This is a genomic window from uncultured Erythrobacter sp. (genome assembly GCF_947499705.1).
GTDB lineage: Bacteria > Pseudomonadota > Alphaproteobacteria > Sphingomonadales > Sphingomonadaceae > Erythrobacter.
The window spans coordinates 934,803-961,518 of sequence record NZ_CANMPJ010000001.1 but is presented as its reverse complement, the minus strand read 5'-3'; the positions used below and the strand labels follow the sequence as shown (position 1 = coordinate 961,518).

The window sequence follows — 26,716 nt, the reverse complement described above, 5'->3', positions numbered from 1 at the left end:
ACACTAAGTGAGCGCAGATCAAGAGCTAGCGCAAGCTCACCACATTGTCGTTCTGAACCACTTTGCGTTCGCCAGTGAAGCAGCTCATCATCGGCTCATCCGCCACCACCACGCATTCGGCATCGCCAAATCCGTTGAAGCCGGTTTTCATCGCCGCGCCATATGCGCCGAGCATGCCGACCTCGATGTAGTCGCCAGCCTGAATGTCACTAGGCAGCGGGAACGGGCCCTGCATGTAATCGGCGTCGTCACAAGTCGGACCGTAGAAGGCGAAATCCATCTCGGGATCGCGCAGATCGTCTTCGAGCGCCCGGACCGGGAACCGCCAATCGACATGCGCAGCATCGTACAGCGCGCCGTAGGCCCCATCGTTGATGTAGAGTTCTTCACCGCGACGCTTGGTGACCTGTACGATCATTGAGGAATATTCCGCACACAGCGCCCTGCCGGGCTCGCACCATAGCTCGGCATTGTAGGCGATCGGAAGCGCTTCGAAATGCTTGGCGATGATCGCGAAATAATCTTCGAGCGGAGGCGGCTGCATGTCGGGGTAAGCGCTGGGGAAGCCCCCGCCCACATCGATCATGTCGATTACCACGCTGGCCTCTGCAATAGCGGCGCGGGTGCGGTCCAGCGCCTGAACGAAGGCGAACGGGGTCATTGCCTGGCTGCCGACATGGAAGCACACGCCCAACCAGTCGCAATGCTGGCGGGCTTCCTGAAGCAGTTCAGGTGCCTCGGTCAGATCACAGCCAAACTTTGCAGCAAGGCTGAGCTGCGAATACTCGCTCGACACGCGCAGGCGGATGCAGAGGCGCAGATCCTGCGCAGGTTCGCCAGTTGCAGGGTCGTTGCACGCCTCGACGATCTTGGCGAGCTCTTCATGCGTATCGAGGCTGAAGGTCTTTACGCCGTGCTGGTGGTACGCCTCGGCAATTGTCTTGCGCGTCTTGATAGGGTGCATGAAGCACAGATCTGCTTCAGGCAAAGTCGCCCGCACCAGACGCACCTCCGCAATCGAGGCGACGTCGTAATGCGTGACGCCAGCTCCCCACAGCACCTCGATCAGGTCGGACGCGGGATTGGCCTTCACCGCGTAGAGCACCTTGCCCGGAAACTTCTCGGTAAAGAAGCGGGCGGCGCGCCGTGCGGCGTGCGGTCGGTTGAGGATGACTGGTTCGTCAGGCGCGAGAGCGCTGACTACAGCCTTGGCATCAGGGTAGGTGTGCAACTCAAGGGACCTCCTAAGGTTCAGCGGTCAGACCAAACAGTGTGAGGCTGCCTTGCGGTTATGTCCCTTGGGGCAGCGAGAGCGCGGATATAATCGTAATCCGCGCTCGCGCAATCAAAAATCACTCAATCGTGTTTAGTTCCTGACGATCAGAACGCGATTTGTGGAACCTGATCGACTGTGCCCTTTTCACTGTCGTCGAGACGATCGAAATCAGCCTCTTTGAAGCCAAGGAAACCTGCAAACAGCACCGCCGGGAAGGATTCACGCGCCGTGTTGAACTGCGCCACGGCAGCGTTCAGCGCGCGTCGAGCAGCAGCGAGCTTGTCTTCGATATCCGACAGCTCGTTCTGTAACTCACGGAAATTAGTATCGGCTTTCAGGTCAGGATAATCCTCACCCAGCGCCAATAGGTTGTCGAGCGCCAGCTTGAGACCCTGCTCATTGCCAGACGAAGGATTGCCCTTTGCCGCAGCATTACGCGCCTGAATGACCGATTCCAAAGTCGAGGATTCGTGCCCGGCATAGCCCTTTACGGTCTCCACCAGATTGGGGATCAAATCGTGCCGCTGTTTAAGCTGCGCATCGATATCGGCCACGCCCTGGTTCACATTCTGACGCTGAGCGACCAGATTGTTATAGATCCCGATGATCAGGAGAATGAGGCCGACCGTGATCACCACGATTGCCGACGTCCAGAACCATCCAAAAATCTCGATCATTTGTGCACCCCTCCTTTACCGGGCACCAGTATAATAGCATCAATTGGTTAAGGGAAATCGGCGCCGAAGGGCGCGAAGGGGTTGAAATGCGTGCAGATGTTCAGGGATTGATGGGAGGCGAGCTTGGCAGCTGGCTCGACCAGCAATCGGGCATGCGCGAAACGGCGAAGAAGACCGCGCATGACCGCTGGTTTTACGGCGCCCTGATCCTGATGCCGCTCGCGCTCTACACGTGGTTGATGGGGAATTTCGACACCGGCGATTTCATCCTGCTTTCGATGGCCGCAGCCGGGGCCGGATGGTGGGGCTACTTACCCATCGCTGAGGCCAAGAAAGAGATCAAAGTCGGGATCAACTCGGCAATCGCGAACAACCTCGGCATTGCCTACGAACATGACGTCGAGCCCGGCGGCGAGTTCGAAGCGGCGCGAAATTACGGTCTGGTGCCGAGCTACGACCGTTCAGGCTTCGAAGACAATTGGTATGGCGAGCTCGAAGGCCATGGTTTCAGTCTGTATGAAACGCATCTCGAAGAACGCCGTGGCAGCGGAAAGAACCGTCGCTGGGTCACGGTTTTCCGCGGCGCGATCATCGATATGCAGTTTGGCCGCGAGTTTCGCTCGACAACGCTCCTTCAGCGTGCGGGCAAGCACAAGAAGTGGTTCGGCCTTGGCGGTCGAAAAGAGAACGTGAACTTCAAAGGTCACCAGCTAAGGCTGGTCGATCAGGTCCACCCAGACTTTGAAAACGTGTTCGACGTTTACAGCGACGATCAGGTGGAATCGCGCGTGTTGGTCCACCCCTCCTATATCGAGCACCTCGTCGGGCTCGAACGCGCCTTCAAGGGCGAAGCCGTGCGCGCGCTCTTCCTTCGCGGCGAAGTGATTATCGCGGTGGAAAGCGGCAATCTGTTCGAAAGCGGTCACATCGACGCGGCGGGCGATCAGGAACGCGCGGAAGAGGCCGCCGAGCAATTCGCGGCGCTGGCGAAGCTTGCCTTGGCGATCAACCAATCCGAGCGCGGACGCGTTGTAGGTCAAACCGGGCCGGACGATGCCCGCGATCTGGGCGGCGAAAGCGTGCTCGCGCCTAAACGTGCCGTCGGCGGTGGTTTCGGGCGCAAAGGGCTATAGCGCTTCGTCGCAATCAGATCGGCGGTCGAAAGTCCGCTCCGCCCCCTTGCCTGTTCTTGCCGCATAGCCGACCCTAGAAGGACGAGAGGCATCAGGAAGCAGGGGCAGTAGCGGCAATGGTGGCGATACCCGACACGGACCATTTGATGACCGGGCCTCTGGGCCAGTTTCTCGAAGAGCAGCGCAGCGCCCGTGCCGACGCCAAGGCTAAGGCCTGGCGCAGGCTCTGGATGTCGGCAATCGTGGCTGCCCCGCTGATGCTGGCGTTCCTGATCTTCGTCCCGTTTGATTTCGTCCCTAAACTGTGGGCCTGCGGATTTGTTGCTACCGCAATCTTTGGCTGGACCCGGATGCCGATCGGCAAGGCCAAGAAACAGGTAAAGATCGGGATCAATGAAGGCATCGCCGCAGCACTGGGCATGACTTACAGCCACGATGGTGAACAGGGCCGGGAATTCAAATTAGCGAAGCGCTTCGGCCTCATCCCGTCACATTCCAGAGCGCATCTCGAAGACTTCTGGAGCGGCGAGTTAGAAGGGCACACCTTCATGCTCCACGAAGCGCATCTTCGTAAGCGGCGCGGATCGGGCAAGAACCGCCGCTGGGTCACGGTGTTTCGCGGGGCGATCATCCGGATCGGATCGGGACGAGCATTTCACGGCACCACCCTCGTCCACCGCGCCGGCCAACACGAAAGCTGGTTCGGGTTCGGCGGGAAGAAGGACAGCGTCGATTTCAGCGGTCACCGGCTTGAAGCCGTCAACATGGTCCACCCGGATTTTGAAGACCGCTTTGACGTGTGGAGCGACGATCAGGTCGAAGCACGCTATCTCGTCGATCCGCTCTATGTCGAACGGTTGCTGGCGCTGGAAGATGCCTTCCAAGGTAGCGGCGTCTGCTCGCTGTTTGTCGAAGGCGACATTATCGTCGCAGTGCGCGGTGGGAACATGTTCGAAAGCGGCTCGATCAACCCCGAGGCTGACCGCCATATGGTGGAGAATTGTGCGCGGCAGCTGGCAGCCATGGGGCACCTCGCCAAACAAGTGCAGGAGCGGTTGGGCTTCAAGGAAGAGAACTAGCTGAGCCGATCGCGAAAATCCTCATACTCGAAGCGCTTCACGCATTCGAGCGCGTCGGTCTCGCTGTCCCACAGCCAGATACTTGGCAGTTGCACCCCGTTGAAAGTGTTGGTCTTCACCATCGAGTAATGCGCCTGATCGAGGAATGCGAAACGCGCACCCGCCTCGGCTGGCACAGGCAAGCGGTACTCTCCGATCACATCGCCAGCGAGGCAGGATGGGCCGCCAAGCCGAATGGGGATATTATCTTCGCCTGACAGCTCGCCAAGCATGGCCGGGCGATACGGCGCTTCGAGCACATCGGGCATGTGGCAGGTTGCCGAGACATCGGTGATGCCAATCGGCACTTCGTTGAACCCGGTATCGAGCAGGGTGCCGACAAGAATACCAGCGTCGAGCGCGATCGCTTCGCCCGGTTCGATAATGATCTCCGCGCCGGTGTCGGCCGCTGCATCCTTGAGCAGTTCAACCAATTGCTCTCGCTCATAATCGGCGCGGGTGATATGGTGACCGCCGCCCATATTGATCCATTTGAGCTGCCCGAACCACGGCTCGATTGCGTCGAACACCCGATCCCATGTGCGTTGGAGCGGCTCGAAGGTCTGCTCGCACAGATTGTGGAAGTGGATGCCCTCCACCCCTGCCATATGCTCTTCGGTGAGTTGATCGATGGGAAAGCCCAATCGCGATCCGGGCGCCGACGGATCGTATTTCGGCACCTCGCCAGTCGCGACCATCGGGTTGATCCGCAGACCCGGTGATACGTCCCCGCCGGTGGTCGCTGCATGATCGAGGATCAACGCGGCGCGCTGCATTTGTCCCGGCGAGTTGAATATCACGTGCTCGGATAGGCGACAGATCTCCTCAAGCTCGTTTGGCTTGTAAGCTGCGGAGTAGGTCGCGATCTCGCCGTCGTAGAACTCACTGGCGAGCCGCGCTTCCCACAGGCCGCTGGTCGAAACCCCGTCGAGATACTCGCCAAGGATATGCGCGGTCGACCACATGCTGAAAGCCTTGAGCGCTGCGAACACCTTGATGCTGCCACCATCGCTTGCCGCCGCATCTCGGATTTCGGAAAGGATCTGGCAATTGGCGCGGAGCTTCGCGGTATCGACGACGAATGCGGGGCTATCGACACGATCGAGATCAAACTGGGCGAACGCGCCCGGATCACCAGCCATAGTGGGCATTGGGGTTTGCATGCGGAGTTTCTTGACCTTCAACTATGGTGACTAAGTGATCTGCTTCGCATGGCCATGTGTACCCTCGGCAGCAGTTTCGCAATCTCCCGCTCTGTTTGTAGGGGGTAGCCGGTATGGTAGCGAGCAATCAGTGGAATTTGGGGGATAGCGATGCTCGGACGAATTATCGCCGCGATTTGGCTGAGCTTGGCCATGGTTTTGGGCAGCATCGGGACGGTGCAAGCTCTGACTGTGGCGATCTCTTTGAATGCCCAGTCCGATCTCGAGGCTTCGGGAGTTCCGGGGATGGCCTATGGCTATGTCCATGAAGAACCACTGGACTGGTTTGAACTCGGGGTGAAGCGCAAGGGAATCGACGATCCCGTGACCAGCGAAACTCCCTTCATCATCGGCTCGGTTTCCAAGAGCTTTACCGCCCTCGCGATCATGCAGCTCGTCGAAGCCGGCAAGCTGGACCTTGAAGCACCGCTGGAAACATATCTCGAAGGCTTCGCTGGAAAGCAGGCGGGCCAGGCGACCATTGCGCAATTGCTGAGCCACACCAGCGGCTATTCCATGTTGCAAGGCAACGAAGCACAAGCGGATTTGACGCAAGATGCCGATGCCTTGGCAAGGCGCGTGCGAGGTCTCGCCGAAATCACTCCTGCCAATAGACCAGGCGAGGTCTGGGCCTATTCCAACGCCAACTATCAAATCCTTGGTCGCGTGATCGAAATCGTCAGCGGCAAACCGTTTGATATCTATATGACAGAGGAAGTGCTGGTTCCGGCAGGCATGGCAGACAGCTATGTTTTCGATGGCGAGCGCCGTCCTGAGGCTGCAACCGGCCACCGCCCATTCTTCTTCGGTAAGATCGCCAACGATGAGAGCCTGACAGGGCGCGGTTCCGGACCGCAAGGCGGCATCGTCGCGACCGCGAAGGACATGGCCACTTACCTTGCGTTGATGATGAATGGTGAAGATGACTTCCTCAGCGCTGAGGGCAAGGCGATGATGATGCGACCAGCCAGCGAGGCCTCGCCCAATTACGGCTTCGGCTGGTTCCTCGACTCAGAGCAGGGTTTGGTGTTTCACTCAGGCGCGAACCCCGGTTTCGAAGCCTTGGCCACGATGCGACCGTCCGATCGGAGGGCGGTTGTGGTTTTGACCAATGCCGGGAGCGGCATGGCATTTGGCCAGACGACCGAACTGCGCAACCGCGTGACCGCGCACTATCTCGATTTGCCTTATTCCGGCGAAAGCACATCATGGGGAATGATCGCGGGTTTCCTCATTCTGGCGTTGCTTCCGGTGATCTATCTCGCCAGCATGATCTGGGCGTGGCGCAAACGCACGGACCTGCGCGCGAAGTCGGGAGCGTTTGGACTGTTCAGCCTGTGGTTCCCATTGCTGAGCACGGGTGCGGCAGCTTGGGCCTTGCTAAGCCTCGTCCCAAGCCTGTTTGGCGCCCCTCTGTCGGCAATTCGGCTTTTCCAGCCAGACGTGGGTCTAGCGATGATCGCAAGCGCCGTGCTGGGTGTGGTGTGGGCGGTTTTCAGGCTTTCTTTGGCGTATAGCAGGAAACAAGGCCGGTAGCCTGATCGAGTTCTAAAATGGCCTAGTCGCCGCGATCACCGGTTTGGATCTTCACTATTCTCACCAGTAAACTTCAGAGACGAACCGATCTCTCAGAATGCTACTAACGCCGAGACCTCCAGCCTCAATGCGAAAGCGGTAGGTACCTTCTTGCACAACAAGAAAACCGTGACTGTCGAACTCATCACCCGTAGCGACACGTGTATTCCATCGACTACCCACCTCACACCAAGGTTGAAATGGACCGCTACCCTCTAAAAATGAGGCAAGGCTCTCGTTCGTCATCTCATAGAGTGGCGCGAAACCTACTGTTGACGGATCTTCAAACCTTGGCTCTCCATTTTCGTAAAACAAATGCGCTTTCGCATTTTTGATGACGAAGGTTCGAATCGCGTCAAAATCGGGCGGGGCGTCAAAATCAGTCTGCCGCGTACGTTTCGCCAAAGACCTAACGAACTGCCCCATGTACTCTTCAACGGTCGAAAACGAATTGTTGCATTCGATACAAGTCGGGATGGTCGCCATCGTTCTTGGCAGCGGTCGATCAAGCACTGATTTTGAAGGCACATGGTCTCGAGACTTTTTGGCACCTCGAAGTGAGTTGCCGCAGTAAACGCAAGAACCCCTATGCCTCAAATCGGTAGAGGTATCGACCCTCTGAGCCAAGAATCAAAACCCAACCGGCCCATCAAGCTCCTTCACCTGCCATGCAAGGCCGTGCTCGTTGAGCATGTCCATAAACGGATCGGGGTCCATTTCTTCCATATTGAACACGCCCTCACCTGACCATTTGCCGGTTACCATCATGGCCGAGCCAATCATCGCAGGTACGCCCGTTGTGTAGCTCACCGCCTGATTGCCGGTCTCTTCATAGGCTGCTTCGTGTGAGCAGATGTTATTGATGTAGAACGTCTTCTCGCCTGAACCGTCCGAGGCCTCACCAGTAGCGATCACGCCGATATTGGTGTTGCCCTTGGTCGTCTCACCGAGGCTTTCAGGCTTGGGCAGCACGGCGGCCAGGAACTGCAGGGGGATGATTTCCTTGCCCTGATACCGCACTGGTTCAATGCTGGTCATGCCGACATTTTGCAGCACGGTCAGGTGCTTGATATACTCATCGCCGAACGTCATCCAGAACCGACCCCGCTCCAGTTCAGGGATGAACTTGGAGAGGCTTTCCAACTCCTCGTGATACATCAGGTAGGCGTTTTTCGTTCCAACAGCCTCGAAGTCGAACTCGGTTGAAACCTGCATCGCAGGCGTCTCGACCCATTCACCGTTTTGCCAATGGCGCGCAGGAGCGGTCACTTCTCGGATATTGATTTCCGGGTTGAAGTTGGTCGCAAACGCCTGGCCATGATCGCCGCCATTGCAGTCGAGGATGTCGAGCTGGCGGATCGTCTTCAGCTTATGCTTCTTCAGCCACATCGTGAACACACTGGTGACGCCCGGATCGAAACCGCTGCCGAGCAAGGCCATCAGACCGGCCTCCTTGAAGCGGTCGTGATAGGCCCACTGCCACTTATACTCGAACTTCGCCTCGTCTTTCGGCTCGTAGTTCGCCGTGTCGAGATAATGCACGCCCGCCTCGAGACACGCGTCCATGATCGGCAAATCCTGATACGGCAGCGCAAGGTTGACCACGAGGCTCGGCTGAACCTTGCGGATCAGATTGACCATCGCGGGCACTTCTTCGGCGTCGATTTCGTATGTCGCGACATCCTGACCGGTGCGATCCTTCACGCTCGCAGCAATCGCATCACACTTGGACTTGGTCCGGCTGGCGAGATGGATATCGCTGAAAATCTCGGCATTCATCGCCATCTTATGGACGCAGACCGAGCTGACGCCCCCTGCCCCGATCACCAGAACTGTCGACATAGATATGGCCTTTCAAAATCGAATCTTGCGCGCGCTCTAATGCAATGCGTTAAGGCGGACAAATGATCCGAACTCCGACCCAAAAAGGCGTGCTCGAGGCCGCCGAGAAGATCGCAGCGATCCTGCCGCCGACACCATTGCTCCCAGTCGAAATCGGCGGAACTCAATGCTGGGTGAAGGCGGAAAATCTCCAGCCAATTGGCGCGTTCAAGATCAGGGGCGGCTGGCACCGGCTCAGCGCAATGACCGAAGACGAGCGCGCTCGCGGCGTGGTCGCGGTATCCAGCGGCAACCATGCGCAGGGCGTGGCGTGGGCGGCACGTCGGCTAGGCATCAAGGCGACTATCGTGATGCCGCGAGATGCCCCTGAGGTGAAGCTCGCCAACACCCGCGGACTGGGAGCCGAAGTTGTTCTCTACGAGCGCCCAGGCGAAGACCGTGATGAGGTTGCAGCCAAGTTGATCGCAGAACAAGGCGGCACGTTGGTCCACGCGTTCGGCGACCCTTGGGTCATCGAAGGGCAAGGCAGCGCCGGGATCGAAATCACCGCGCAGTTGGGTGAGCAGCCAAGCCGTCTGGTTGCCTGCTGCGGCGGCGGAGGGTTGGCAGCGGGTCTTGGTCTCGCTTGTCCCGATACGGCGATCCACGTTGTCGAGCCGCTCGGTTGGGACATGGTCGGGCAGGCGCTCAGTGCGGGCGCAATCGTGTCCGCTGCTGCCGATGCGCCAAAGACGATCTGCGACGCGCTGCAACCGACCGCAACCAAACCGATCAACCTCGAATTGCTGCATGGCCGCGCCGAACCGGGTGTTACAGTCACAGACGACGAAGTGCGCCACGCCCAGCGCTGGGCCTTTGCCAATCTGCGCATGGTTATCGAACCCGGCGGGGCCGCCGCTCTTGCCGCAGCACTGGCAGGCAAAGTGCCGCTCGACAGCCGCACCGTGATCCTGTTGACTGGCGGCAACGCCGATCCCGCCGCCTTCGCCGCTACAATTGCACAAGGTAACTGACGCTACGGAATAGGCACGAAAACCGTCGCACTTCTGACACGCACTCCCCATATAACGGTCATCTGATGTCGTAAGACGCACCCCCCAGGAGGCATTTTCGAAATGGCAGCTCAGGCAAAGCGGATCATCCACGATGCAGTGGTCCGAAAGGATTCGTCGGTCGGCGACAAGATCCTCGACAAGGCGTTTGCGCTCGCATTCAACGGGTTGGTCTATGCGCAGATCTGGGAAGACCCGGTGGTCGACATGGAGGGTCTCGCGATCGAGCCCGACAGCAATGTGATGTGCATCGCCAGTGGCAGCTGCAACGCGCTTTCCTATCTCACCGCCAATCCTGCGAGCGTTACAGCAGTCGACCTCAATCGCGCGCATATCGCGCTTGGCCACCTGAAAATCACCGCGATCAAGCACCTGCCAAATTACGAGCGCTTCCACCGGTTCTTCGGCCATGCCGATCACAAGGAGAACAAGGCAGTCTACAAAGAGATGATCGCGCCGCATCTCGACACAGAAAGCCGCAAATATTGGGAAAAGCGCGACATTCGCGGGCGCAGGCGGATCAGCTATTTCACCAAGGGCCTGTATCGCAAAGGGCTGCTCGGCAACTTCATCGGCCTCGCGCACATCTTCGCCAAGCTCTACAAGATCGACCTCCACAAGCTGCTCGAAGCCGAGACGATGGAAGAGCAGCGCGAGGTTTTCGAGACCGAGCTTGCCCCGGTGTTCGACAAGAAGTTCGTCCGCTGGCTGACCAATCAACCGGCCTCGCTGTTCGGCCTCGGCATCCCGCCTGCACAGTTCGACGAGCTGGCAGGCGATGAACGCATGGCAGAAGTTCTGCGCCGCCGTCTCGAAAAGCTCGCCTGCGATTTCGAGATCAAGGACAACTACTTCGCATGGCAGGCCTTCGGGCGCGGCTATGAACGGTCGGAAAGCGCGGCGATGCCGCCCTATCTCCAGCGCGCGAATTGGGAGGCGATGCGCGAGCGGATCGAGCGGCTCGATGTGCGCCGCGCCAATATGGTGCAGTGGATCGGAGACAGGGATGAGGCGAGCCTTGATCGGTTCGTGCTGCTGGATGCGCAGGACTGGATGAACGACGCCCAACTCGACGAGCTTTGGAGCCGCATCACTTACGCTGCGAAGCCGGGCGCACGCGTGCTCTTCCGGACCGCTGCCGAGCCTAGCCTGCTCCCCGGGCGGCTCGATGATGCCATCCTATCCCGGTGGAACTACCTTGAGGAACAATCGGCAGACCTGACTGCGCGAGACCGCTCGTCGATCTATGGCGGCGTGCACCTTTATGAGCTGACCTGATGAGCACGAAGGCAAATGCCACGGGCAATCACGCCGCGCTGATGGACTCGGTCTATCGCGGGCAGCGACACTTCTATGATCTGACCCGCAAATACTACCTGTTCGGCCGGGACACGCTGATCGATGGCTTGGATGCAAGGCCCGGAATGCGGGTGCTCGAAGTGGCGTGCGGCACCGGGCGTAACCTCTCCAAAATCGGCAAGAAATGGCCCGTCGTTCGATTGTTCGGCCTCGATATCTCGGAAGAGATGCTAAAGAACGCGCGCAAGGCGGTAGGCGATGGAGCGAAGCTGGGCGCTGGCGATGCCTGCTCTTTCGATAGCCAGCAGATGTTCGACGAAGAAGGCTTTGAACGGATCGTCCTGTCCTATTCACTATCGATGATCCCGGACTGGGAAACGGCGCTCGACCATGCCGCAGCACAGCTTGCGCCCGGCGGGCAATTGCATGTGGTGGATTTCGGCGACTTGAGCGGCCTTCCCGGTCCGTTCGAACGCATGCTTCATGCCTGGCTCGCGAAGTTCCATGTCCGGACCCGCTCGGCGCTGCCCAGCGTGGCGCAGCAGATCGCTGACGAACGTGGCCTCTGCCTCACGAGCACACGCGGCAGGTTCGGCTATTTCCAGCTGCACGTCCTCAAGGCACCCACCACCTCCGCATAGGTTGCATTTGACAATGGTCCCCCGCTTTCGCAGGTAGCGCAAAAGAGAGAAGAGGGGATCGTCTCGATGCAAGCGCAAATTCTGGCTCCTGCTGCCGTTCTGGTGGTCTGGACGCTGATTATCCTGTTCTGGATCGTCCCGGTCCGCTTCGGAGCCATCGCCAAGGTCGAAGACAAGTCAGTCTTCACCGACAAGCAAGGCGGACGGGGTCAGGACCTTGAAGGCAAGATCCCGGACAAGGCCAATTGGCCCGCGCACAACCATACGCACCTGCATGAACAGCCGACGCTGTTTTACGCGGTCGTGATGATCCTCGCGATTGTCGGACCGGGCGCGACCGATGTGTTGCTCGCCTGGAGCTATGTCGGTCTGCGCATCGTGCATTCGCTTTGGCAGATCTTGTTCAACAAGCTTCCAATCAGGTTCGCTCTGTTCCTGCTCAGCACGATCGTTCTCGTTGCCCTCGCCATCCGCGCCGTTATGGCGACCGTCTTTGCCGATCCGGGAGTAGTTGGATGACCATTATCGAAGCACAAATATTCCAGCCGCTAGTCGCACTGATGGTGTGGACCATGATCATGTGGGCGTGGATGTATGTCACCCGCATTCCCGCCATGTCTAAAGCGCCGGATATCGAAGCGCCTGCGAAACTGGTCGGCACTACAGGGGCCGAACTGCGCCAGAAACTGCCCGAAAAGGTCAACTGGAAGGCCGACAATTACAACCACCTGCACGAACAGCCGACGCTGTTTTACGCCGTCGCGCTGCTGCTCGCGATGGTTGGACATGGCGATGGCCAGCACGCCTTGCTGGCGTGGATCTATGTCGGCCTGCGCGTGGCGCACTCACTCGTGCAGGTCACTGCCAACCGGGTAATGGTTCGGTTCGTGCTGTTCGCGCTGTCGAGTGTGGTGCTAATCGCAATGATCTTCCACGCGGCGACGGTAGTGTTCGGCTACATCGAGTAGCCGAACAACTCACTACTCGGCGGCTTCGACTTCGGCCTCTGCGGGTGCGTCTTCCAACGTCGCAAGGTAGCGCTCACCGTCGAGCGCGGCCATGCAGCCCATGCCTGCGGCGGTGACTGCCTGGCGATAGACGTGATCCGTCACGTCACCGGCTGCGAATACGCCCGGGATCGCCGTCTTGGGCGTGCCCGGTTCGACATCGAGATAGCCGCTGGCGTCCATGGCCAACTGGCCTTTGAACAGCTCGGTCGCAGGTGCGTGACCAATCGCGACGAACGCTCCGTCGGTCTCGATCGTCGAGGATTCGCCGGTCTGCGTGTCTTCTAGCACGAGGTGATGCAGTGCCCCGTCCTCGCCGGCCTCAAAGCTCTTCACCGTCTTGTTCCACAGAGTCGAAATCTTCGGGCTCTTGAACAAACGCTCCTGAAGGATCTTCTCTGCGCGGAGTTCATCGCGGCGGTGAATCAGCGTCACGTCGTCGGAATGGTTGGTCAGGTACAGCGCTTCTTCCACAGCAGTGTTGCCGCCGCCGATCACAACAACCTTCTTGCCGCGATAGAAGAAGCCGTCGCAGGTCGCACAGGCCGATACACCCTTACCGCCCAGTTCCTGTTCGCCCGGCGCGCCCAGCCATTTTGCCTGCGCTCCGGTGCAGATTACCAGCGTCTCGCCGATATATTCGTCGCCGCTGTCGCCGATCGCTTTGTAGGGAGGGCCGCTTTCGAGATCGACCGAGACAATCGTGTCCCACATCATCCGCGTGCCGACATGCTCGGCCTGCGCCTTCATCTCTTCCATCAGCCACGGGCCCTGCACCACTTCGCGGTAGCCCGGATAGTTTTCGACATCGGTGGTAATGGTTAGCTGACCACCCGGCTGCAGGCCCTGCACCACAATCGGTTCAAGCATGGCGCGTGCAGCGTAAATCGCGGCGCTGTAGCCTGCCGGGCCGGAGCCGATGATGAGCATTTTTGTGTGATGGGTAGCCATTGTCAGTCTCTTGGTTCTTAGTGTTCGTTGCAGGCAGATATGGGAGCGGATGGCACGCTTGTCACGCCACCAGCCGCTCTCTGAGGCGAGCTTTCCTTGCCTCGTCCACACCTAATGTTTCTGCAAGGTAAGCATCGATCGACCCGAACCGTTCTCTTACCGACCGCCGTGCTGCATCCAAAAATTCGGAATCGACGCCCATCAGCACCCGCATGCTTGCTTCGTCTTTCGCGCCATACTTGCCGCCCATCAACTGCATGCCGTGAGCGATCCGCTCTTCATTGCGGGGTGAGTGGTTGGTGAGCAGGTAGTCGTGCATCGCATCGTCGGGATGCACGCCGAGAATGTGGTGCAGCAGGTCGACTGCGATGCCGGTGCGATCTTTCCCGGCGGCGCAATGGACCAGGCTTGCGCCCTGCCCCTCGGCAAGCGCCGCAAAATACTGTTTCAGTATCCAGTTCAACCCGGCGCGATCCGGCAACGCCCCATAGAGCTCCACCATCGCTCGGTGGGCGCTCACAGCGTCCACGCTTCCTTCGGCGGCCTCCAGATGCGGCGCAAGACCAGCGGTTTCGCCTTCGAAGAACAAGACTTCCGCTTCGAAGCCTTCGGGACGGCGGCAGGAATGCCTCGCCCGTTCACTGTCGCCGCGCAGGTCGATCACATGGCTAAGCCCAAGGTCGGAAACGGTGCCAAGATCAGTCTCGGTGGCCTCAGCATGGTGGCCCGAGCGGAACAGCATGCCCGTAGTCACTCGCCCGCCATCGGCAGCGGAATAGCCGCCGTAATCGCGCAGGTTGTGGATAGCCTCGGTCGAGAGGAACGGATCGGATTGAGAGGATCGAATCATCGCGGGCAACAGTGGCAGCCGCTCCGATGCGCGGCAACCGATGCGGCGCGATTCCGGTGGCTTAAGTTAGGTAGCAACCCGAAGTGCGATGGCAGCATGAACTTGGTAAACGCCGGTCTAGGCGGGAGGCTCAACCAAACTTGAAAAGGTCCGCCCCCTCATGGCCTACATCCTTATCGCCGACGATGATGAACTGATCGCCGAGCTGGCTTCCGAAACGCTGATCGACAGCGGCCATGCCTGCGGCTGGGTCACCGGCGGCGAAGAAGCATGGGAACTGCTCCACAAAGGCAGGCGGCCAGATATTCTGCTGCTCGATCAGGATATGCCGGGTGTTTCCGGTGTGACGCTGCTGCGCAAGCTGCGCCAATCGCCGCTCTATTACGATCTCCCGGTGATCATGTTCACCGCGATGAGCGGCGCCGAAGACGAAGCGCAGGCAATGTATGCCGGCGCGCAGGATTTCGTCCGCAAACCCTTCAACCCCAAGAGCCTGACCAGCCGGGTCGAGCGCCTGCTCGCCAAGCGCGGCTCCGGCCCGCGTCACAAGGATCTGAAAACGGTAATGGCAGAAAGCAGCGACTACGTCCGCGCCGCACAAATGCGTGCGCGTCCGCTGATGTAGGCCAATCTACCCTTCGGCGAGGTCAGTGCAGAACTCCGTGGTCCACCAGCGCACATTGTCGTCGCGCACCGTACCGATCATCGCTTCATAGCGGCTTTTGCGCTCGGCAAGCGGCATGTCGAGCGCCTGCGCGATCGCGCGGGCCAACAGGTCTGGACTGTGCGGATTGACCAATAGGGCTCCTTCGCCATTGGCGCCCAATTGATGCGCGGCGCCGGCAAATTCCGACAGGATCAGCACACCGGGGTCTTCCGGGTCTTGCGCGGCGACATATTCCTTCGCCACCAGGTTCATCCCGTCACGCAAAGGCGTGACGAGACCAATCTTGGCTGCGCGGAAAAAGCCGAACAACTCGGCATGACTGTACCCACGGTTCACATAGCGGATCGGGACAATATCGACCTCGCTTCGCGCGCCATTGATCTGCCCGGTTTTCTGTTCGAGCACTTCTCGAATATGCTGATAGCTTTCAACATCTTCGCGGCTTGGCGGAGCAATCTGAATGAAGATGAGATCGCGCGTGCGCTCCGGATGCTGATCGTAAAAACGGCCGATCCCGTCGATCCGCTCGGGCAGGCCCTTCGAATAGTCGAGCCGGTCCACACCGATCATCCCGGTACGGTTGCGGGTTGACGCGAGGAGGCGTTCTTCCGCTGCTTTGGCTTCTTCGCCAGCCCCAAGACCCTGAAAATGCTCCCAATCGATCCCGATCGGGTAAGCGCGCGCAAGCACCGTCCGCCCTTCGTGGTCGATCCGACCGGTTTCGTGATCGACGCTCGCGCCCAGCTCGTTCTCGCAATAGTGCACGAAGCTCGACAGCCATTCCTGGGTCTGGAAGCCGATCAGATCGTAGTCGAGCATGGTCTTGACCAAGCGTTCGTGGAACGGGAGCGAAGTTAGCAGACGCGTCGGCGGCCAGGGGATGTGCAAGAAGAACCCGATGCGGTTCTTTGCTCCGCGCGCACGCAGCCGTTCGCCGAGCGGGATGAGATGATAGTCGTGCACCCAGACGACATCATCTTCCTCGATCAGCGGCATGACGCTTTCAGCGAAGCGTTCGTTGACCCGCTCATAGCCGCGCCCGGTCTCATTCTCATATTCGGTGAGGTCAATGCGGTAATGAAACAGCGGCCACAGGGTCGAGTTGGCGTAACCGTTGTAATATTCGTCGATATCGCGATGCGAGAGATCGATGGTTGCGGTCGTCACACCATCATTGCGCTGCAAGTTCATATTGCCGGTGCGGTCTTCGCTTTCCTGCCCCGACCAGCCGAACCATAAGCCCCCGCGATCCTTCAACGCGGCGTTGAGCGCCCCGGCAAGCCCGCCCTGCGCACCAGCAACCCCGCGCGCCTTTGGCACGGCCACTCGGTTCGAGATGACAACAAGACGGCTTATCGGACTTCACTCCACGGCTTGGACAGCAATCCGGCGCAATTGATTACCCCTACCAGCGAGTAGGTTTGGGGGAAGTTCCCCCACAGCTCGCCGGTTTCGTAGTCGAGATCTTCGCTGAGCAGTCCCGACTGCGTCATATGACTTAGCATGGTCGTGAACAATGCGCGCGCTTCATCATCGCGCCCGGCCAGATGCAGCGCTTCGATCAGCCAGAAGGTGCAGACATTGAACGCGGTTTCGGGCGCGCCGAAATCGTCTTCGGCGGCGTAGCGCAGCATATGCTCGCCGCGCCGCAAGTGCTTCTCGACCGCTGCAAAGGTTTGCTGAAAGCGCTCATTGTCGGGTGAGAGGAAACGCAACTCGACCATCTGAAGTAGGCTGGCGTCGAGGTAATCGCTTTCAAAGCTTGCCCCGTAGTGGCCGCCCTCTTCGCCGTTTTCCTTCCACGCCTCGGCTTCGATCTTGGCGCGGATCGCATCTGCACGGTCGCGCCAGACAGTGGCGCGGTCATCCTTGCCGATATGCGCGGCGACATTGGCCAACCGATCACACGCCGCCCAGCACATGACGGCGGAATAGGTGTGCACCTCCTGCCGCGTACGGAACTCCCACAAACCAGCATCGGGCTGATCGTGCATCGCCCAGGCCATTTTGCCGACTTGTTCGAGGTTCTCGAAATCGTGCTCGGTCGCCGGGCGGAGCAGGCGTCCATCGAAGAAGCCCTGCGCGCTCGGCAAAACGATCTGACCGTAGCAGTCATACTGCACCTGTTTGTAAGCCGCATTGCCGCGTCGCACAGGTCCCATACCGCGATAGCCCGCGAGATAGCTTGCCGTTGTCTCATCCAGCTCGCTTTCGCCCATCACGGAATAGAGCGGCTGGATTTGCCCACCACGGGCGCCGTCGACGATGTTGCGCAAATAGGCGAGATACTTCTCCATCACATCCAACGCACCGAGGCGATTGAGCGCCTGGATCGTGTAATAGGAATCGCGGATCCAGCAGTAACGGTAGTCCCAGTTGCGTTCCGAATGCGCGGCTTCCGGGATCGATGTCGTTAAAGCCGCGACGATCGCTCCGGTCTCGTCGTGCTGGCACAGTTTCAGCGTAATCGCGCAGCGAATGACCTCATCCTGCCATTCGAGCGGGATCGCCAGCATTCGAACCCAGTTCTGCCAGTATTTGCGCGTGCCCTGCTCCATCGAGCGTACCTGCTCGCGCAGATTGCCCGAGAAAGGCTCATCCGGGCCGAGGAAGAAATGCGTGTCGGTTTCGATACGGAAGGTGCGCCCTTCCATGATGTAGCCGACCGGCGCGTCGGTTGAGAGCCTGAGCGCCTGCGGTCCGACGAGATATCGAATGTGGTTGGTGCCATTGGTCGTTTCGGCGAGCGATGCACCGTAATTCTTGGTCGGCGCGAGCACGACCTTGATGCGCGGATTGCCTGAAATCGGGCGGACGATCCGAACATAGGCGACCGGGCGATACATCCGGCCCGAGCGCTCGAACCGGGGACAGAAATCGAGGATTTCTACTGCGCTGCCGTCTTCGGCTTCCAGTGTCGTGACAAGGTTCGGCGTATTGCGGATGTATTCCTGCGAGCTCCGAACCTGCCCTTCCAGCTCAAAACGCCAGATCCCGGCGTCGCGCTGATCGCCGTTGAGCAACGCCGAGAAGACGGGATCACCATCGACGCGCGGCACACAGCCCCAAACCAGCGCGCCCGAGTGGTCGATCAGGCCGGAAACCTGACAATTACCAATCGGCCAGAGTTCAAGACTAGGAGAATTCTTGTCGCTCATAGTTCGAGCCATTCATGAACGGAGGAAACATCCGGCAGTTGGAATCGGGCTTGGGTCGGCTCGCGCTCACCAACCAGGATTCCGGCACCGCCTAGGTCTGCACAGGCTACAAAGCCTGCTTCATCGGTCAGATCGTCGCCGATGAAAAACGGCCGAGATCCAGCGAACGCATCGGTCTGCATAAGTTTAAAGACAGCGGATCCTTTGTTGGCATCCTTAGCCACCAGTTCCACAACGCATTTGCCGCGTTGCGCAGACCAGCCATGCGACAGTGCGAGGCTCTCTGCGAACCGGTCAGCCTCGTCCCCGCGCGCGGGGTTGGAGCGATAATGCAACGCTCCCCCATGCGGCTTTGCCTCGTAATCAATGTCATTCTCGGTTGCGAATTCGCGCAGCTCACGCTCAATCACCGGCGGCAATCCTTGCGGTGTGTCGCCAATCGGATTGCCGGTAGCGCTGCGGATTTCGAGGCCGTGCGAGCCCGCCGCCGCAAGCGGAACCGGACCGATGTGACTTTCGATGTCGCTGATTGCCCTGCCGCTAACCAGCGCGCAGCGCCCATCAAGCCGAGCATCAAGCTCTGTCAAACGTTCGGCTAGGTCCGGTCGAGGCCTGATTGCGTCAGGTCCGGGAGCCAGATCAACCAGAGTGCCGTCGAAATCGAGGAAAAGGGAGATTGCCCCGCCCTTGAGCATGGAAGAAAGCGCAGGCGGAGAGCGCAGGCCGAGGCTGGAATCCATAGATCCGATGCATAGAGGCTTGACTAAAACCGTCAACAAACCTCGCCCCGCAAGAATACATATGCGCAAAAGCCTGCGCGCGTCGCGTCACTCGACTTGGTAGCGAACCCGCAAGGTCACACTTGTGCCGCCAGCAAAGGCACCGCCGGGTCGCACGCGAAAATCCGTAATGGCATCGTCGCAATTGTCATCATCGGCGGTCGGTGTGTAATCGAACGTCACCGCATCATCCTCGGAGAATTCGAGATCGTCGGTTGTCACGCCAAGATCCAGCGGCGGACTACCCGCTCCTCCATAATCGTATGTCAGGCCGGACGTGCCGCTGGAGTTGGCGAAGATCACAGGCCCACCGCTTCGATCCAACAGGCACATTTTGGCGTCAGCGGGTCCGTCATCCCAGATAACTACGGTGTCGGCATCGGCAGGGTCGGTGCCGATATTGGTGACTGTGATCAGATACTCGATCGTTGCACCAGGGATGGCCTTGGCATTGGTGGTCCCATTGACCGGATCGGCGATGACCGAACTGACCTTGGTGACGCTGAGCTGCGCAAATGGATCACACACAGTAATGTCGTGAATACCGATACCCTGTTGCCCAGGATTGTCGGGCGCGGTCGAATGGTTGCCATAGCGCACCACGACTGTGTCCACGGCCTGATCGAAGGTCACGACGACATTGCCGAAATCCTGATCGTTGTTCGACCCGCCGTCACCGAACGCTTCGTTGCCGACCACGAAATTGACGTTGCCGTTGGTCAAAGTCGGCAGCACGGTTGTTCCGCCACTCGTGCCAACGACTTCGACCCGGTCCGAGAACTGGCCAGAGTTGAAATCGACATCGAAAATCGTGAACTGCAATCCGGTGAAGGAACGCGGCAACGTGATTGTCACTTCGACTTCGCCCGTTTGATTTGCCTGGTTCGCAAGGACAGTCAGACTGTTTTCGGCCGGATCGAGGCCGCCGGTGAATGCGTTGAAAACAGTTGGCGACTGACCGCCGAAAGTGGCGTTGTCGATATATGCACCGTCATTGTCGAGCTCGAAGCGAACATTGCCAAAACTGGCGAAGGCATAGGTGTTGTCGGTCGAACCGTCCGTCCAACTAGAAATCGCATCCCAATCGAACACCGATTGTCCAGCAGGGCAGACCAGGATCGGCGGAATTCCAGCGAGGCGGCCATTTTGTACGGTGAAGCTGGAGGTTGCATAATCGTCCTCAGTGGTCGCACCGTTATTGACCGTGGAATCCGGATCGCTTTCGCTGCTGGCGATGATCTCGGCGACATTGGTCACAACGGTTCCTGCCGCAGAGGACACCGTGCCGGTGATATCGATACTGGCGGAGGCACCGGGCGCAAGACTGCCCACGCTCCACTGGCCGTTGCTCGAATTGAACGAACCGGTGCCGCTCGCACTGCTGAAACTGAATTGCGAAGGCAGCGTGTCCTCGACGATGATCCCGTTTGCAGTATCCGCGGAGCTAGACGCGTTGATGACCGTCAATCTCCACGTCGCATTGCCGCCTGGAAAAGGTGCCAATCCAACCAGCGTTTTTGTGAGCGATAGATCAGCACCATCTGCCGCATATCTGAGGTCAGAAATACTCGCGAACTGCGCGCCCGGATTACCTGTTCCGGTGTAGCTGAAATAGACAATCCTGATGCGGCGCACCTGCGTTCCATTAAAGTCCAACGCCACATCGCCATCGGTGGTGAACTGATCGGACGGATCGTCTCCGATCCAGCCGTTGAGCGTTCCATCATTGGTGCGCGCAACCGAGGAGCCAATGCTCCACAAGGCAGTGTTGTTCGCCGCATTCGTGAATCCGCCCGTCAGGTCGTCATCGTAGAAAACCTCGACCGCATCGACGAACCCGCCATTGTCGATGTCGCTGAGTTCGAAGTTCAGATCGGTCACGGCCCTGCTGAGCACAATGTCGATCGTCACCCGATCCAACGGGTCGAATTCCGAGTTGTCGAGATTGATCAGGATCGGGGACTGGCCATTGGTTCCGCCACCGATCTGACCACTGAAATAGCTCAGGAAATCGCTTGCGAAGGGAGACGCGAAAGTGCTTGCTCCGGACGTTGTGATGGTTCGCGAAACCGTCGCGGTGGTCCCGTCGGAACCTGTTACGGTCGTTGGGCTTGGCAGCGTCCCCTGGCTTGGCGCACCAGCGTCAGCCCAGTCGATATCCTCGCTCTGCGCCCGTGCTGCCTGCGGCGCGAGCAGCAGCGCCGCCGCAACCAGCAAAGCCCACACGCTCGCCATACGCGTCATTGGATCGAGAACGCGGTTCATCGGCCAAGCCCCAAGAAGCTAAAGGTGTCGGTGTCGAACTTCAGTCGAACCGCGGCGAACACACCCTGTTGCGTATTGCGCGCTTCGGCGAAATCCCCGTCGCGGAAACCTTCCACATTGTAGCCAACAGTCAGCAGCATGCCGTCTACCGGGACGAAGCCGATCGTCGGGCCGTAGGAGAAGCTGGTGACGTTGTCGTTCAGGTTGGTGCGAACGGTGCCGCTCGCGCCGATTTCGAACTTTTCGCCAATGCCAATGCGGGCGTCCAGACCAGCTAGCACAGTGGTGCCGGAGAATTCTGTCCCTTCGAACTGATCGAAATTGTGCCGTGCGCCGAGGAACAGCGAATATTCATCGCGGCGAGTCTGATGCTCGACGCCGAATTCATCCTCGTCCCAATCGCGCGGGCTCCAGTTGGTCGACCAGCTGGCGACCAGACGGCGCGACGTCGCGTCGCCATCGACGATCAGCGCGGTACGACCTGCCCCGCCTGCTTCACCTGCCACCGCACCCGTGATGCGGTCGCTGCGATATTCGAGCTTGCCGAGCATGGCGACTTCGGATGTGTCGGGGCGGTGCGCGAAGGCGAGGCTGGCGTCGAAAATCTCGGTGACAGCGCCGTTCGGCGTTTCGGCCTTGGTCCAGGTCGCACCCGAGCCAACGATGCTGCCCTCGCCAAGCTGACGGATTGCCCCGAAGGTAAAGCCCTGACGGTCCGCTTCTTCGCCATCGCGATACTCACCGCGCGCTGTGACGCTCCAGCGATCTTTGCGCCATGCAGCGCCTAGAGTGACGGCAGTGAAGTCTTCAAACAGGTTGCTGCCGGTGATTTGACCGCCGGTGGCGACCGGCTGGTTCGGATTGAGAACGTCGCTCACATCAGGCGCGCCGCCGAGCGTGCGGCTGCCGTCGATTGTTGCGTCGACAGTCAAAGTCGGGCTGACTTGCAACGATTGCGACAGGCCGAACGCTGCGAAGGAGCGGTTGCCAAACTCATTGATCGTTTCCTGGCCGAGCGTGGTGACGATCTGGCCGCCCTGCCATGGTGTTACTTCGACACCGCCGCGCAGGCTGCGCGCGTCGATCTGGTCGCCATCGGCGATTTCGTAGCTACCGACCAAGCGCACATCGTCTGTGATCGCATAACGCACGCCGAGACGGTGACGCGCTGGAAGGTCGACGCTTTCGGCCTGGTCGAGAGCGATGGCGGTCGCCGCGCTCAATTCTAGCTTGTTGTCGAACAGGCGTTGCGTAACGCCCGCTTCTGCGACGGTCGATGTGTTGGTCGAACCATCGGCAAGGCGATCGTTGAAGTGCGACAGGCCAATCCGGACATCGGTGCGCTGGCGCGTTAGTTGCAGCTGTGCCTGCGCGGCGCGGCGACGCGAACCGTCGGACAGGCTGTCATCCTGCCACACGCTGCCAAGCACGCTGAGATTTTCGTTGAGCAGTACGCGGCCATCGACGCCGAACTTGCGTCGGCCCAACTCCGCACCGTTCTGCTGACCGATCCCGTAATCCGCGTCGAGCTGACGGGCATAGGCGAGCACATCAAGCTTGCCGGTCTGATGCTGCGCTTCGACCAACCAACCTGTGGCGGTTTCACCCTCGCTGCGGCTTGCGCCGAATTCAGCGCGAACTTCGGTCGCATCGCCTAGCTGCGCGCGCAGATCGACGGCGCCGATATCGGTGCGCGCGCCCTCGCCCTTGTCCGTGATCGCGCTGGCACCGATGCGGATACGGCCATCGCCGCTGGTCCAGTCGGCACGTACGCCAGCATTCAACTCGGCCTCACCCAATCCATCCGTTTCATATTCAATTACAATGAATTGTGGATTTAAGTTCTCATCACGGCTCAACACTGGACGCGCAAATGTGATCGTGCCCGACAAAAGGTCGATATTGTAATCAATAAAGCGAGTAAGCTCACGTGAACTAACGATAAGTTCCGAACGGAAGCGATCGCGAACCTCAAGTACAACCCGCTCGGAATTGGCCAGGATTTGACGGCTGTCGAGGCGGTACGGGCCGGTGATGCCTTGCCCCTGGATCTCTTCGCGCTGCAAGCGGCTGGAAATTTCTGCTGCAAAGCCCTGCGTCTTGATCTGGCCGAAGCGCGCCTCTGCCTTCACGCCCGTCGCGGTGCGGTTGTAGCGAGCCAAGCGGGTCTGATCGAACGCAGTCTCAAAGTCGCCATACAGCGCATAGAAGGTCGCGGTCTCGATGCGGACATACAGTTTTTCGCGACTGGCAGCGTCGAAGCGGCGCAGCGAACCATCGGCGAACACGGTGTAATAGGCCTGCGGATCGAGCGTGCCTAGGACGCGTTGGTCCTCGCGCTGCTTGGCGCTGTCATAGGCCAGCGTCAGCAGGTATTTGCCGAGCACCCGGCCCTTTGCATACAGCGCGACGCGAGCATCATCACCCAGATCGCTGTCGAAGCGGCCAGCGCGTTCCATATTGTCTGCGACCGAGCGCGCGCCGATTGTGCCTTCAGCAAGACCAATTATCGTCCATTCGATATCGCCTGGTTCAATCCACGCTTCCAGTTCCTGCTGGCGCGCGATTTCGCCGTCGTCGAAGGTGAAATCGAGCCGCAGCGAGCCGCTGACCATTGTCGGGGCAAGCTCAATGAACGCGATGCCTTCGTTACCCTCGACCACCCAGCGCGCAGAACTCGCGCCCAGTCCGGTAAGCTGGTTGAGTTGCTGGCGATCAAGCTGCTCAGCGCTCTCATACGGCGCATTGAGCGAGAATTCACCGGCGATACCTTCACGCAGCGGACGGTTGTTGCGGTCGAGCACGCGGATAGCGACGACCGGACTGGTGCGGCCATCGGCGACCAGGTTTGACAGTTCGGGCACCAATTCGACCTTGGTCGGCGTGCTGGTGAAGAACACTTCGCGCGAGAGTGTTTTGCTGACTTCGCCGAAGGAGTTGTAGATATCGGCTTCGAGGAATGTGCGCTCGTTGATCAACGGCACACCACGCCAAGTGCTGACACCGAACCGACCCTTTTGCGGCTGCAATGTGCCATCGAATGCCAGCGGATCGACCTCTTCGCCATCGACCCGCAGCACGACCTTCTGGCCGCGGCGGTGACGAATAGCGACCTTGATCGCCGGGGCGCGCGGGTTGGCATCGACCGTAGGAGAGAGGAAGCCGTCTTCGCCGTCGCCCATAGCGAGCCAATCGGTGGTTGGTGCAGCGAGCGGCGTCGCTGGCTCCACGGGAGCCTGCGCTGCAGCGCCTGCCACCAGAATGTCCGCCCCGGTTGCTCCGTTGGTGCTGGTCGCAAGAGCAGCGGTTTCGCGGGCAATCGAGCCATCCGGCGTGGTCTCAGCAAGCGGCGCGACATCGACCAGCGAGCCTTCCGGCACAGTCGCGTGGAAATCGACCACGACAAGGCTTCCGCCCTGTCCGATCACAAACCGTGAATTGTTGCTGCCAGCATTGCGGGTTGAGCGGATACAATCAATGAATTCAGCGCCTTCAGGCAAAGTCATGCGAGACGCCTGAACCACGTGGGTCCCGGGAACGACGCCTTCAAAGTGATAGCGGCCATCGGCATCGGTAATCGCAAAGCTGCCATCTTCGAGCATCACACGAACGCCCGGAATACCGCGGCGCTCTTCATCGCGAACTGAGCAGCGGCCATCGGTCACACGGCCAATGATGGTCATGCGATCAGCGATCGATTCTCGCTCGATATCGATGACGGCGTTGGCGCGTGCAGTGCGGCCAAGCGAGTCTGTAACAACGGCATCGTTCACCGCGCGTCCCGGAGACGCATCAGGACGAACGGTCATGGCATAGGTGACGCGAGCGGACGCTCCACCTGCTAGATCGCCCAAATCAATGCTCAGCGAGCTGCCATCGGACGCGATTGTCACCGCATCAGGCGCTACAGCGCCGTTCACGCGCACTGTATCGGGGCGCAAACGCAATTCACGCGACGGCACGTCGGTGAGAACGACATTGCGCTTCACCCGGCTCGGATCGGCGTTACTCGCTGTAATTGCGTAGAAAACCACGTCTCCGGGAACAACGCGCTGACGCGAAGCCGTCTTGGTCAAGCCGATCTCAAGGCTTGGTCGATCAAGTGGAATATCGATCTGCACCGGCGTCGGATCGGTCAGTTCAAACGCGCCGCCGAATGATCCATCGGCGATAACGAACGAGCGGCCATCGGGACGCGCAAGGCGCGCGAGCTCGGCCCGCGACACCACAGACGGCGCTGTGTAAGGCTCTGGCGGCTCGATTACGAGGCGATAGCGCCCCAGGAATGTCAACGGGAACCAGAACTCACCCGGCCCCATTTCAATCACGCGGCCTGCACCATCGGTTATCGTCTGTCCTGAAATCACCGTGGAAGGCCAAGCGGTTACGCCGTCTTCGGCGAACACTGTCGCTGGCAGTCCGGTCGCATCATCGACCAGAGTAACAATTGCGCCGTCAACCGGCTCACCGGTTTCGCTGTCGAACACGACGCCGAATGGATCGGCGAGCACTACGACATCGGTTTGCACGATGATCTCGGTCTGTCCCGGCAGCGAAGCAGCGATTTCGATCTGGCTGCCATCGGTAATGCTAAGTTGGCAATCGCCCTGAACCGGTGCAGGCGGAATGCGTGCTGTATCGATCTGACCGACAAAGATGCCGGTGTTTGGACCGGTTTCGAAGATCGTCTCGGTCTCGCGGTCGCCTGTCGATGTGGTGATCACCACATCAAGCGAGTCGATTTCGTTCGGATCGAGATTGCCTTGAAGTGCGGTGACTTCGAAAAACAATGTCTGCCCCGCCCGCAAAACCGATGTCTGCTCGACCATCGCGTTCAGTGGCTGTGAATTGGCAGTCGGCTGCGAAGAGCCGGGCGAGCCGACAGATTGAATGCTTTGACCGGTTGCGCTGCAAATTGGCGCACGGAAATTGAGTTCAAAACCGCCCTGTGGTGCGGGACGCAACGCACGAATTTCAGGCGGCGGCAGGGTCACATCGATCGAAACTGTGTTCGAAGTAATGCTCGCCTCACGTCCACCGAAGCGCCAATTGGCTTCGGCAATATTGGTAATAGTTCTAATGACTTCCGGCGTTTCTTCCGGAGTCGTATCCTGCGCACGCACCCCCTCTCCGAGCACGCCGAAAGGCAGCAGCACTACACAGAGTGCTGCTGCCAGACGGCTCAAAGAGGGGGCTACACGCAAAGCCTAAGTCCTTGTCAGAT

General features: G+C 59.5%; 21 protein-coding genes. 9 read left to right on the top strand and 12 right to left on the bottom strand.

Annotation, left to right across the window (positions count from 1 at the left end; genetic code table 11):
• Positions 1-25: 25 nt before the first annotated feature.
• Positions 26-1,231: a type III PLP-dependent enzyme gene (locus tag Q0837_RS04435; RefSeq protein WP_298465772.1), complete on the bottom strand. Its 1,206-nt coding sequence runs from the start codon at positions 1,229-1,231 to the stop codon at positions 26-28.
• 149 nt (positions 1,232-1,380) lie between these two features.
• The gene (locus Q0837_RS04430; RefSeq protein WP_298465771.1) at positions 1,381-1,953 is read right to left on the bottom strand and encodes a LemA family protein; all 573 of its coding nucleotides are present in this window, start codon (positions 1,951-1,953) and stop codon (positions 1,381-1,383) included.
• 86 nt (positions 1,954-2,039) lie between these two features.
• Here Q0837_RS04430 and Q0837_RS04425 point away from each other — a divergent pair, with 86 nt between their 5' ends.
• Together Q0837_RS04425 and Q0837_RS04420 are read left to right on the top strand one after the other, a co-directional pair.
• A complete protein-coding gene (locus Q0837_RS04425) occupies positions 2,040-3,086 on the top strand; it encodes a DUF3137 domain-containing protein (protein WP_298465768.1) in 1,047 nt (348 codons plus the stop codon).
• Positions 3,087-3,232: 146 nt separating this feature from the next.
• The gene (locus Q0837_RS04420) at positions 3,233-4,165 is read left to right on the top strand and encodes a DUF3137 domain-containing protein (protein WP_298465765.1); all 933 of its coding nucleotides are present in this window, start codon (positions 3,233-3,235) and stop codon (positions 4,163-4,165) included.
• Here Q0837_RS04420 and Q0837_RS04415 read toward each other — a convergent pair.
• Positions 4,162-5,355, bottom strand: coding sequence for a carboxynorspermidine decarboxylase (locus Q0837_RS04415; RefSeq protein ID WP_298469775.1), 1,194 nt, complete (start codon positions 5,353-5,355; stop codon positions 4,162-4,164). The two genes, Q0837_RS04420 and Q0837_RS04415, sit on opposite strands and share 4 nt — an antisense overlap.
• 162 nt (positions 5,356-5,517) lie before the next feature.
• On the opposite strand from Q0837_RS04415, the gene Q0837_RS04410 reads away from it, so the two are divergent.
• Entirely contained in the window at positions 5,518-6,942 is a 1,425-nt protein-coding gene (locus tag Q0837_RS04410) for a serine hydrolase (protein WP_298465762.1), read from the top strand.
• Positions 6,943-7,002: 60 nt separating this feature from the next.
• Here the strand turns inward: Q0837_RS04410 and Q0837_RS04405 are convergent, their stop codons facing one another.
• Complete coding sequence (locus Q0837_RS04405; protein WP_298465759.1) at positions 7,003-7,467, bottom strand: hypothetical protein; 465 nt, start codon at positions 7,465-7,467, stop codon at positions 7,003-7,005.
• 144 nt (positions 7,468-7,611) lie between these two features.
• Positions 7,612-8,823, bottom strand: a complete 1,212-nt coding sequence (locus tag Q0837_RS04400) for a saccharopine dehydrogenase family protein (protein WP_298465756.1) — start codon at positions 8,821-8,823, stop codon at positions 7,612-7,614.
• 62 nt (positions 8,824-8,885) lie between these two features.
• Here Q0837_RS04400 and Q0837_RS04395 point away from each other — a divergent pair, with 62 nt between their 5' ends.
• From Q0837_RS04395 to Q0837_RS04375, 5 genes are all read left to right on the top strand, one after another.
• The gene (locus tag Q0837_RS04395; protein ID WP_298465750.1) at positions 8,886-9,836 is read left to right on the top strand and encodes a threonine/serine dehydratase; all 951 of its coding nucleotides are present in this window, start codon (positions 8,886-8,888) and stop codon (positions 9,834-9,836) included.
• A gap of 102 nt (positions 9,837-9,938) precedes the next feature.
• Entirely contained in the window at positions 9,939-11,153 is a 1,215-nt protein-coding gene (locus tag Q0837_RS04390; RefSeq protein WP_298465746.1) for a DUF3419 family protein, read from the top strand.
• Positions 11,153-11,815: a methyltransferase domain-containing protein gene (locus Q0837_RS04385; RefSeq protein WP_298465744.1), complete on the top strand. Its 663-nt coding sequence runs from the start codon at positions 11,153-11,155 to the stop codon at positions 11,813-11,815. The genes Q0837_RS04390 and Q0837_RS04385 overlap by 1 nt, the downstream gene beginning before the upstream one ends.
• A 66-nt stretch (positions 11,816-11,881) precedes the next feature.
• Positions 11,882-12,334, top strand: a complete 453-nt coding sequence (locus Q0837_RS04380) for an MAPEG family protein (protein ID WP_298465742.1) — start codon at positions 11,882-11,884, stop codon at positions 12,332-12,334.
• A gap of 2 nt (positions 12,335-12,336) precedes the next feature.
• Positions 12,337-12,783 (top strand): MAPEG family protein, encoded by a 447-nt coding sequence (locus Q0837_RS04375; RefSeq protein ID WP_298469772.1) that lies wholly within the window; start codon positions 12,337-12,339, stop codon positions 12,781-12,783.
• A 12-nt stretch (positions 12,784-12,795) separates the two neighbouring features.
• On the opposite strand, the gene trxB is transcribed toward Q0837_RS04375, so the two are convergent.
• Positions 12,796-13,773: a thioredoxin-disulfide reductase gene (trxB, locus tag Q0837_RS04370; RefSeq protein ID WP_298465741.1), complete on the bottom strand. Its 978-nt coding sequence runs from the start codon at positions 13,771-13,773 to the stop codon at positions 12,796-12,798.
• Between the two features lie 61 nt (positions 13,774-13,834).
• Positions 13,835-14,623, bottom strand: coding sequence for a tyrosine-protein phosphatase (locus Q0837_RS04365; RefSeq protein WP_298465739.1), 789 nt, complete (start codon positions 14,621-14,623; stop codon positions 13,835-13,837).
• Positions 14,624-14,783: 160 nt separating this feature from the next.
• Between Q0837_RS04365 and Q0837_RS04360 the strand changes: the two genes are divergently transcribed.
• The gene (locus tag Q0837_RS04360) at positions 14,784-15,248 is read left to right on the top strand and encodes a response regulator (protein ID WP_298465736.1); all 465 of its coding nucleotides are present in this window, start codon (positions 14,784-14,786) and stop codon (positions 15,246-15,248) included.
• A 6-nt stretch (positions 15,249-15,254) separates the two neighbouring features.
• Here Q0837_RS04360 and Q0837_RS04355 read toward each other — a convergent pair whose 3' ends face one another.
• The 5 genes from Q0837_RS04355 to Q0837_RS04335 form a co-directional block, all read right to left on the bottom strand.
• Complete coding sequence (locus tag Q0837_RS04355; protein WP_298469769.1) at positions 15,255-16,646, bottom strand: trehalose-6-phosphate synthase; 1,392 nt, start codon at positions 16,644-16,646, stop codon at positions 15,255-15,257.
• Positions 16,643-18,448, bottom strand: coding sequence for a glycoside hydrolase family 15 protein (locus tag Q0837_RS04350; protein ID WP_298465733.1), 1,806 nt, complete (start codon positions 18,446-18,448; stop codon positions 16,643-16,645). The genes Q0837_RS04355 and Q0837_RS04350 overlap by 4 nt, the downstream gene beginning before the upstream one ends.
• Positions 18,445-19,188 carry a trehalose-phosphatase gene (gene otsB / locus Q0837_RS04345; protein WP_298465730.1) on the bottom strand — a complete coding sequence of 248 codons (744 nt, stop codon included), beginning with the start codon at positions 19,186-19,188 and terminating at the stop codon, positions 18,445-18,447. The genes Q0837_RS04350 and otsB overlap by 4 nt, the downstream gene beginning before the upstream one ends.
• Positions 19,189-19,275: 87 nt before the next feature.
• Positions 19,276-21,492 (bottom strand): DUF11 domain-containing protein, encoded by a 2,217-nt coding sequence (locus Q0837_RS04340; RefSeq protein WP_298465727.1) that lies wholly within the window; start codon positions 21,490-21,492, stop codon positions 19,276-19,278.
• Positions 21,489-26,678 (bottom strand): hypothetical protein, encoded by a 5,190-nt coding sequence (locus Q0837_RS04335; protein WP_298465725.1) that lies wholly within the window; start codon positions 26,676-26,678, stop codon positions 21,489-21,491. Before Q0837_RS04335 ends, Q0837_RS04340 begins: the two co-directional genes overlap by 4 nt.
• Positions 26,679-26,716 lie beyond the last annotated feature (38 nt).

What these genes read in the sequence shown, in the direction of transcription:
- Q0837_RS04405 (WP_298465759.1), bottom strand. Translation starts at nt 7,467, where the DNA reads ATGGCGACCATCCCGACTTGTATCGAATGCAACAATTCGTTTTCGACC.
- Q0837_RS04415 (WP_298469775.1), bottom strand. Translation starts at nt 5,355, where the DNA reads ATGCCCACTATGGCTGGTGATCCGGGCGCGTTCGCCCAGTTTGATCTC.
- Q0837_RS04410 (WP_298465762.1), top strand. Translation starts at nt 5,518, where the DNA reads ATGCTCGGACGAATTATCGCCGCGATTTGGCTGAGCTTGGCCATGGTT.
- otsB (WP_298465730.1), bottom strand. Translation starts at nt 19,188, where the DNA reads ATGGATTCCAGCCTCGGCCTGCGCTCTCCGCCTGCGCTTTCTTCCATG.
- Q0837_RS04340 (WP_298465727.1), bottom strand. Translation starts at nt 21,492, where the DNA reads ATGAACCGCGTTCTCGATCCAATGACGCGTATGGCGAGCGTGTGGGCT.
- Q0837_RS04350 (WP_298465733.1), bottom strand. Translation starts at nt 18,448, where the DNA reads ATGAGCGACAAGAATTCTCCTAGTCTTGAACTCTGGCCGATTGGTAAT.
- Q0837_RS04385 (WP_298465744.1), top strand. Translation starts at nt 11,153, where the DNA reads ATGAGCACGAAGGCAAATGCCACGGGCAATCACGCCGCGCTGATGGAC.
- Q0837_RS04395 (WP_298465750.1), top strand. Translation starts at nt 8,886, where the DNA reads ATGATCCGAACTCCGACCCAAAAAGGCGTGCTCGAGGCCGCCGAGAAG.
- Q0837_RS04365 (WP_298465739.1), bottom strand. Translation starts at nt 14,623, where the DNA reads ATGATTCGATCCTCTCAATCCGATCCGTTCCTCTCGACCGAGGCTATC.
- Q0837_RS04420 (WP_298465765.1), top strand. Translation starts at nt 3,233, where the DNA reads ATGACCGGGCCTCTGGGCCAGTTTCTCGAAGAGCAGCGCAGCGCCCGT.
- Q0837_RS04380 (WP_298465742.1), top strand. Translation starts at nt 11,882, where the DNA reads ATGCAAGCGCAAATTCTGGCTCCTGCTGCCGTTCTGGTGGTCTGGACG.
- Q0837_RS04400 (WP_298465756.1), bottom strand. Translation starts at nt 8,823, where the DNA reads ATGTCGACAGTTCTGGTGATCGGGGCAGGGGGCGTCAGCTCGGTCTGC.
- trxB (WP_298465741.1), bottom strand. Translation starts at nt 13,773, where the DNA reads ATGGCTACCCATCACACAAAAATGCTCATCATCGGCTCCGGCCCGGCA.
- Q0837_RS04425 (WP_298465768.1), top strand. Translation starts at nt 2,040, where the DNA reads ATGCGTGCAGATGTTCAGGGATTGATGGGAGGCGAGCTTGGCAGCTGG.
- Q0837_RS04360 (WP_298465736.1), top strand. Translation starts at nt 14,784, where the DNA reads ATGGCCTACATCCTTATCGCCGACGATGATGAACTGATCGCCGAGCTG.
- Q0837_RS04390 (WP_298465746.1), top strand. Translation starts at nt 9,939, where the DNA reads ATGGCAGCTCAGGCAAAGCGGATCATCCACGATGCAGTGGTCCGAAAG.
- Q0837_RS04430 (WP_298465771.1), bottom strand. Translation starts at nt 1,953, where the DNA reads ATGATCGAGATTTTTGGATGGTTCTGGACGTCGGCAATCGTGGTGATC.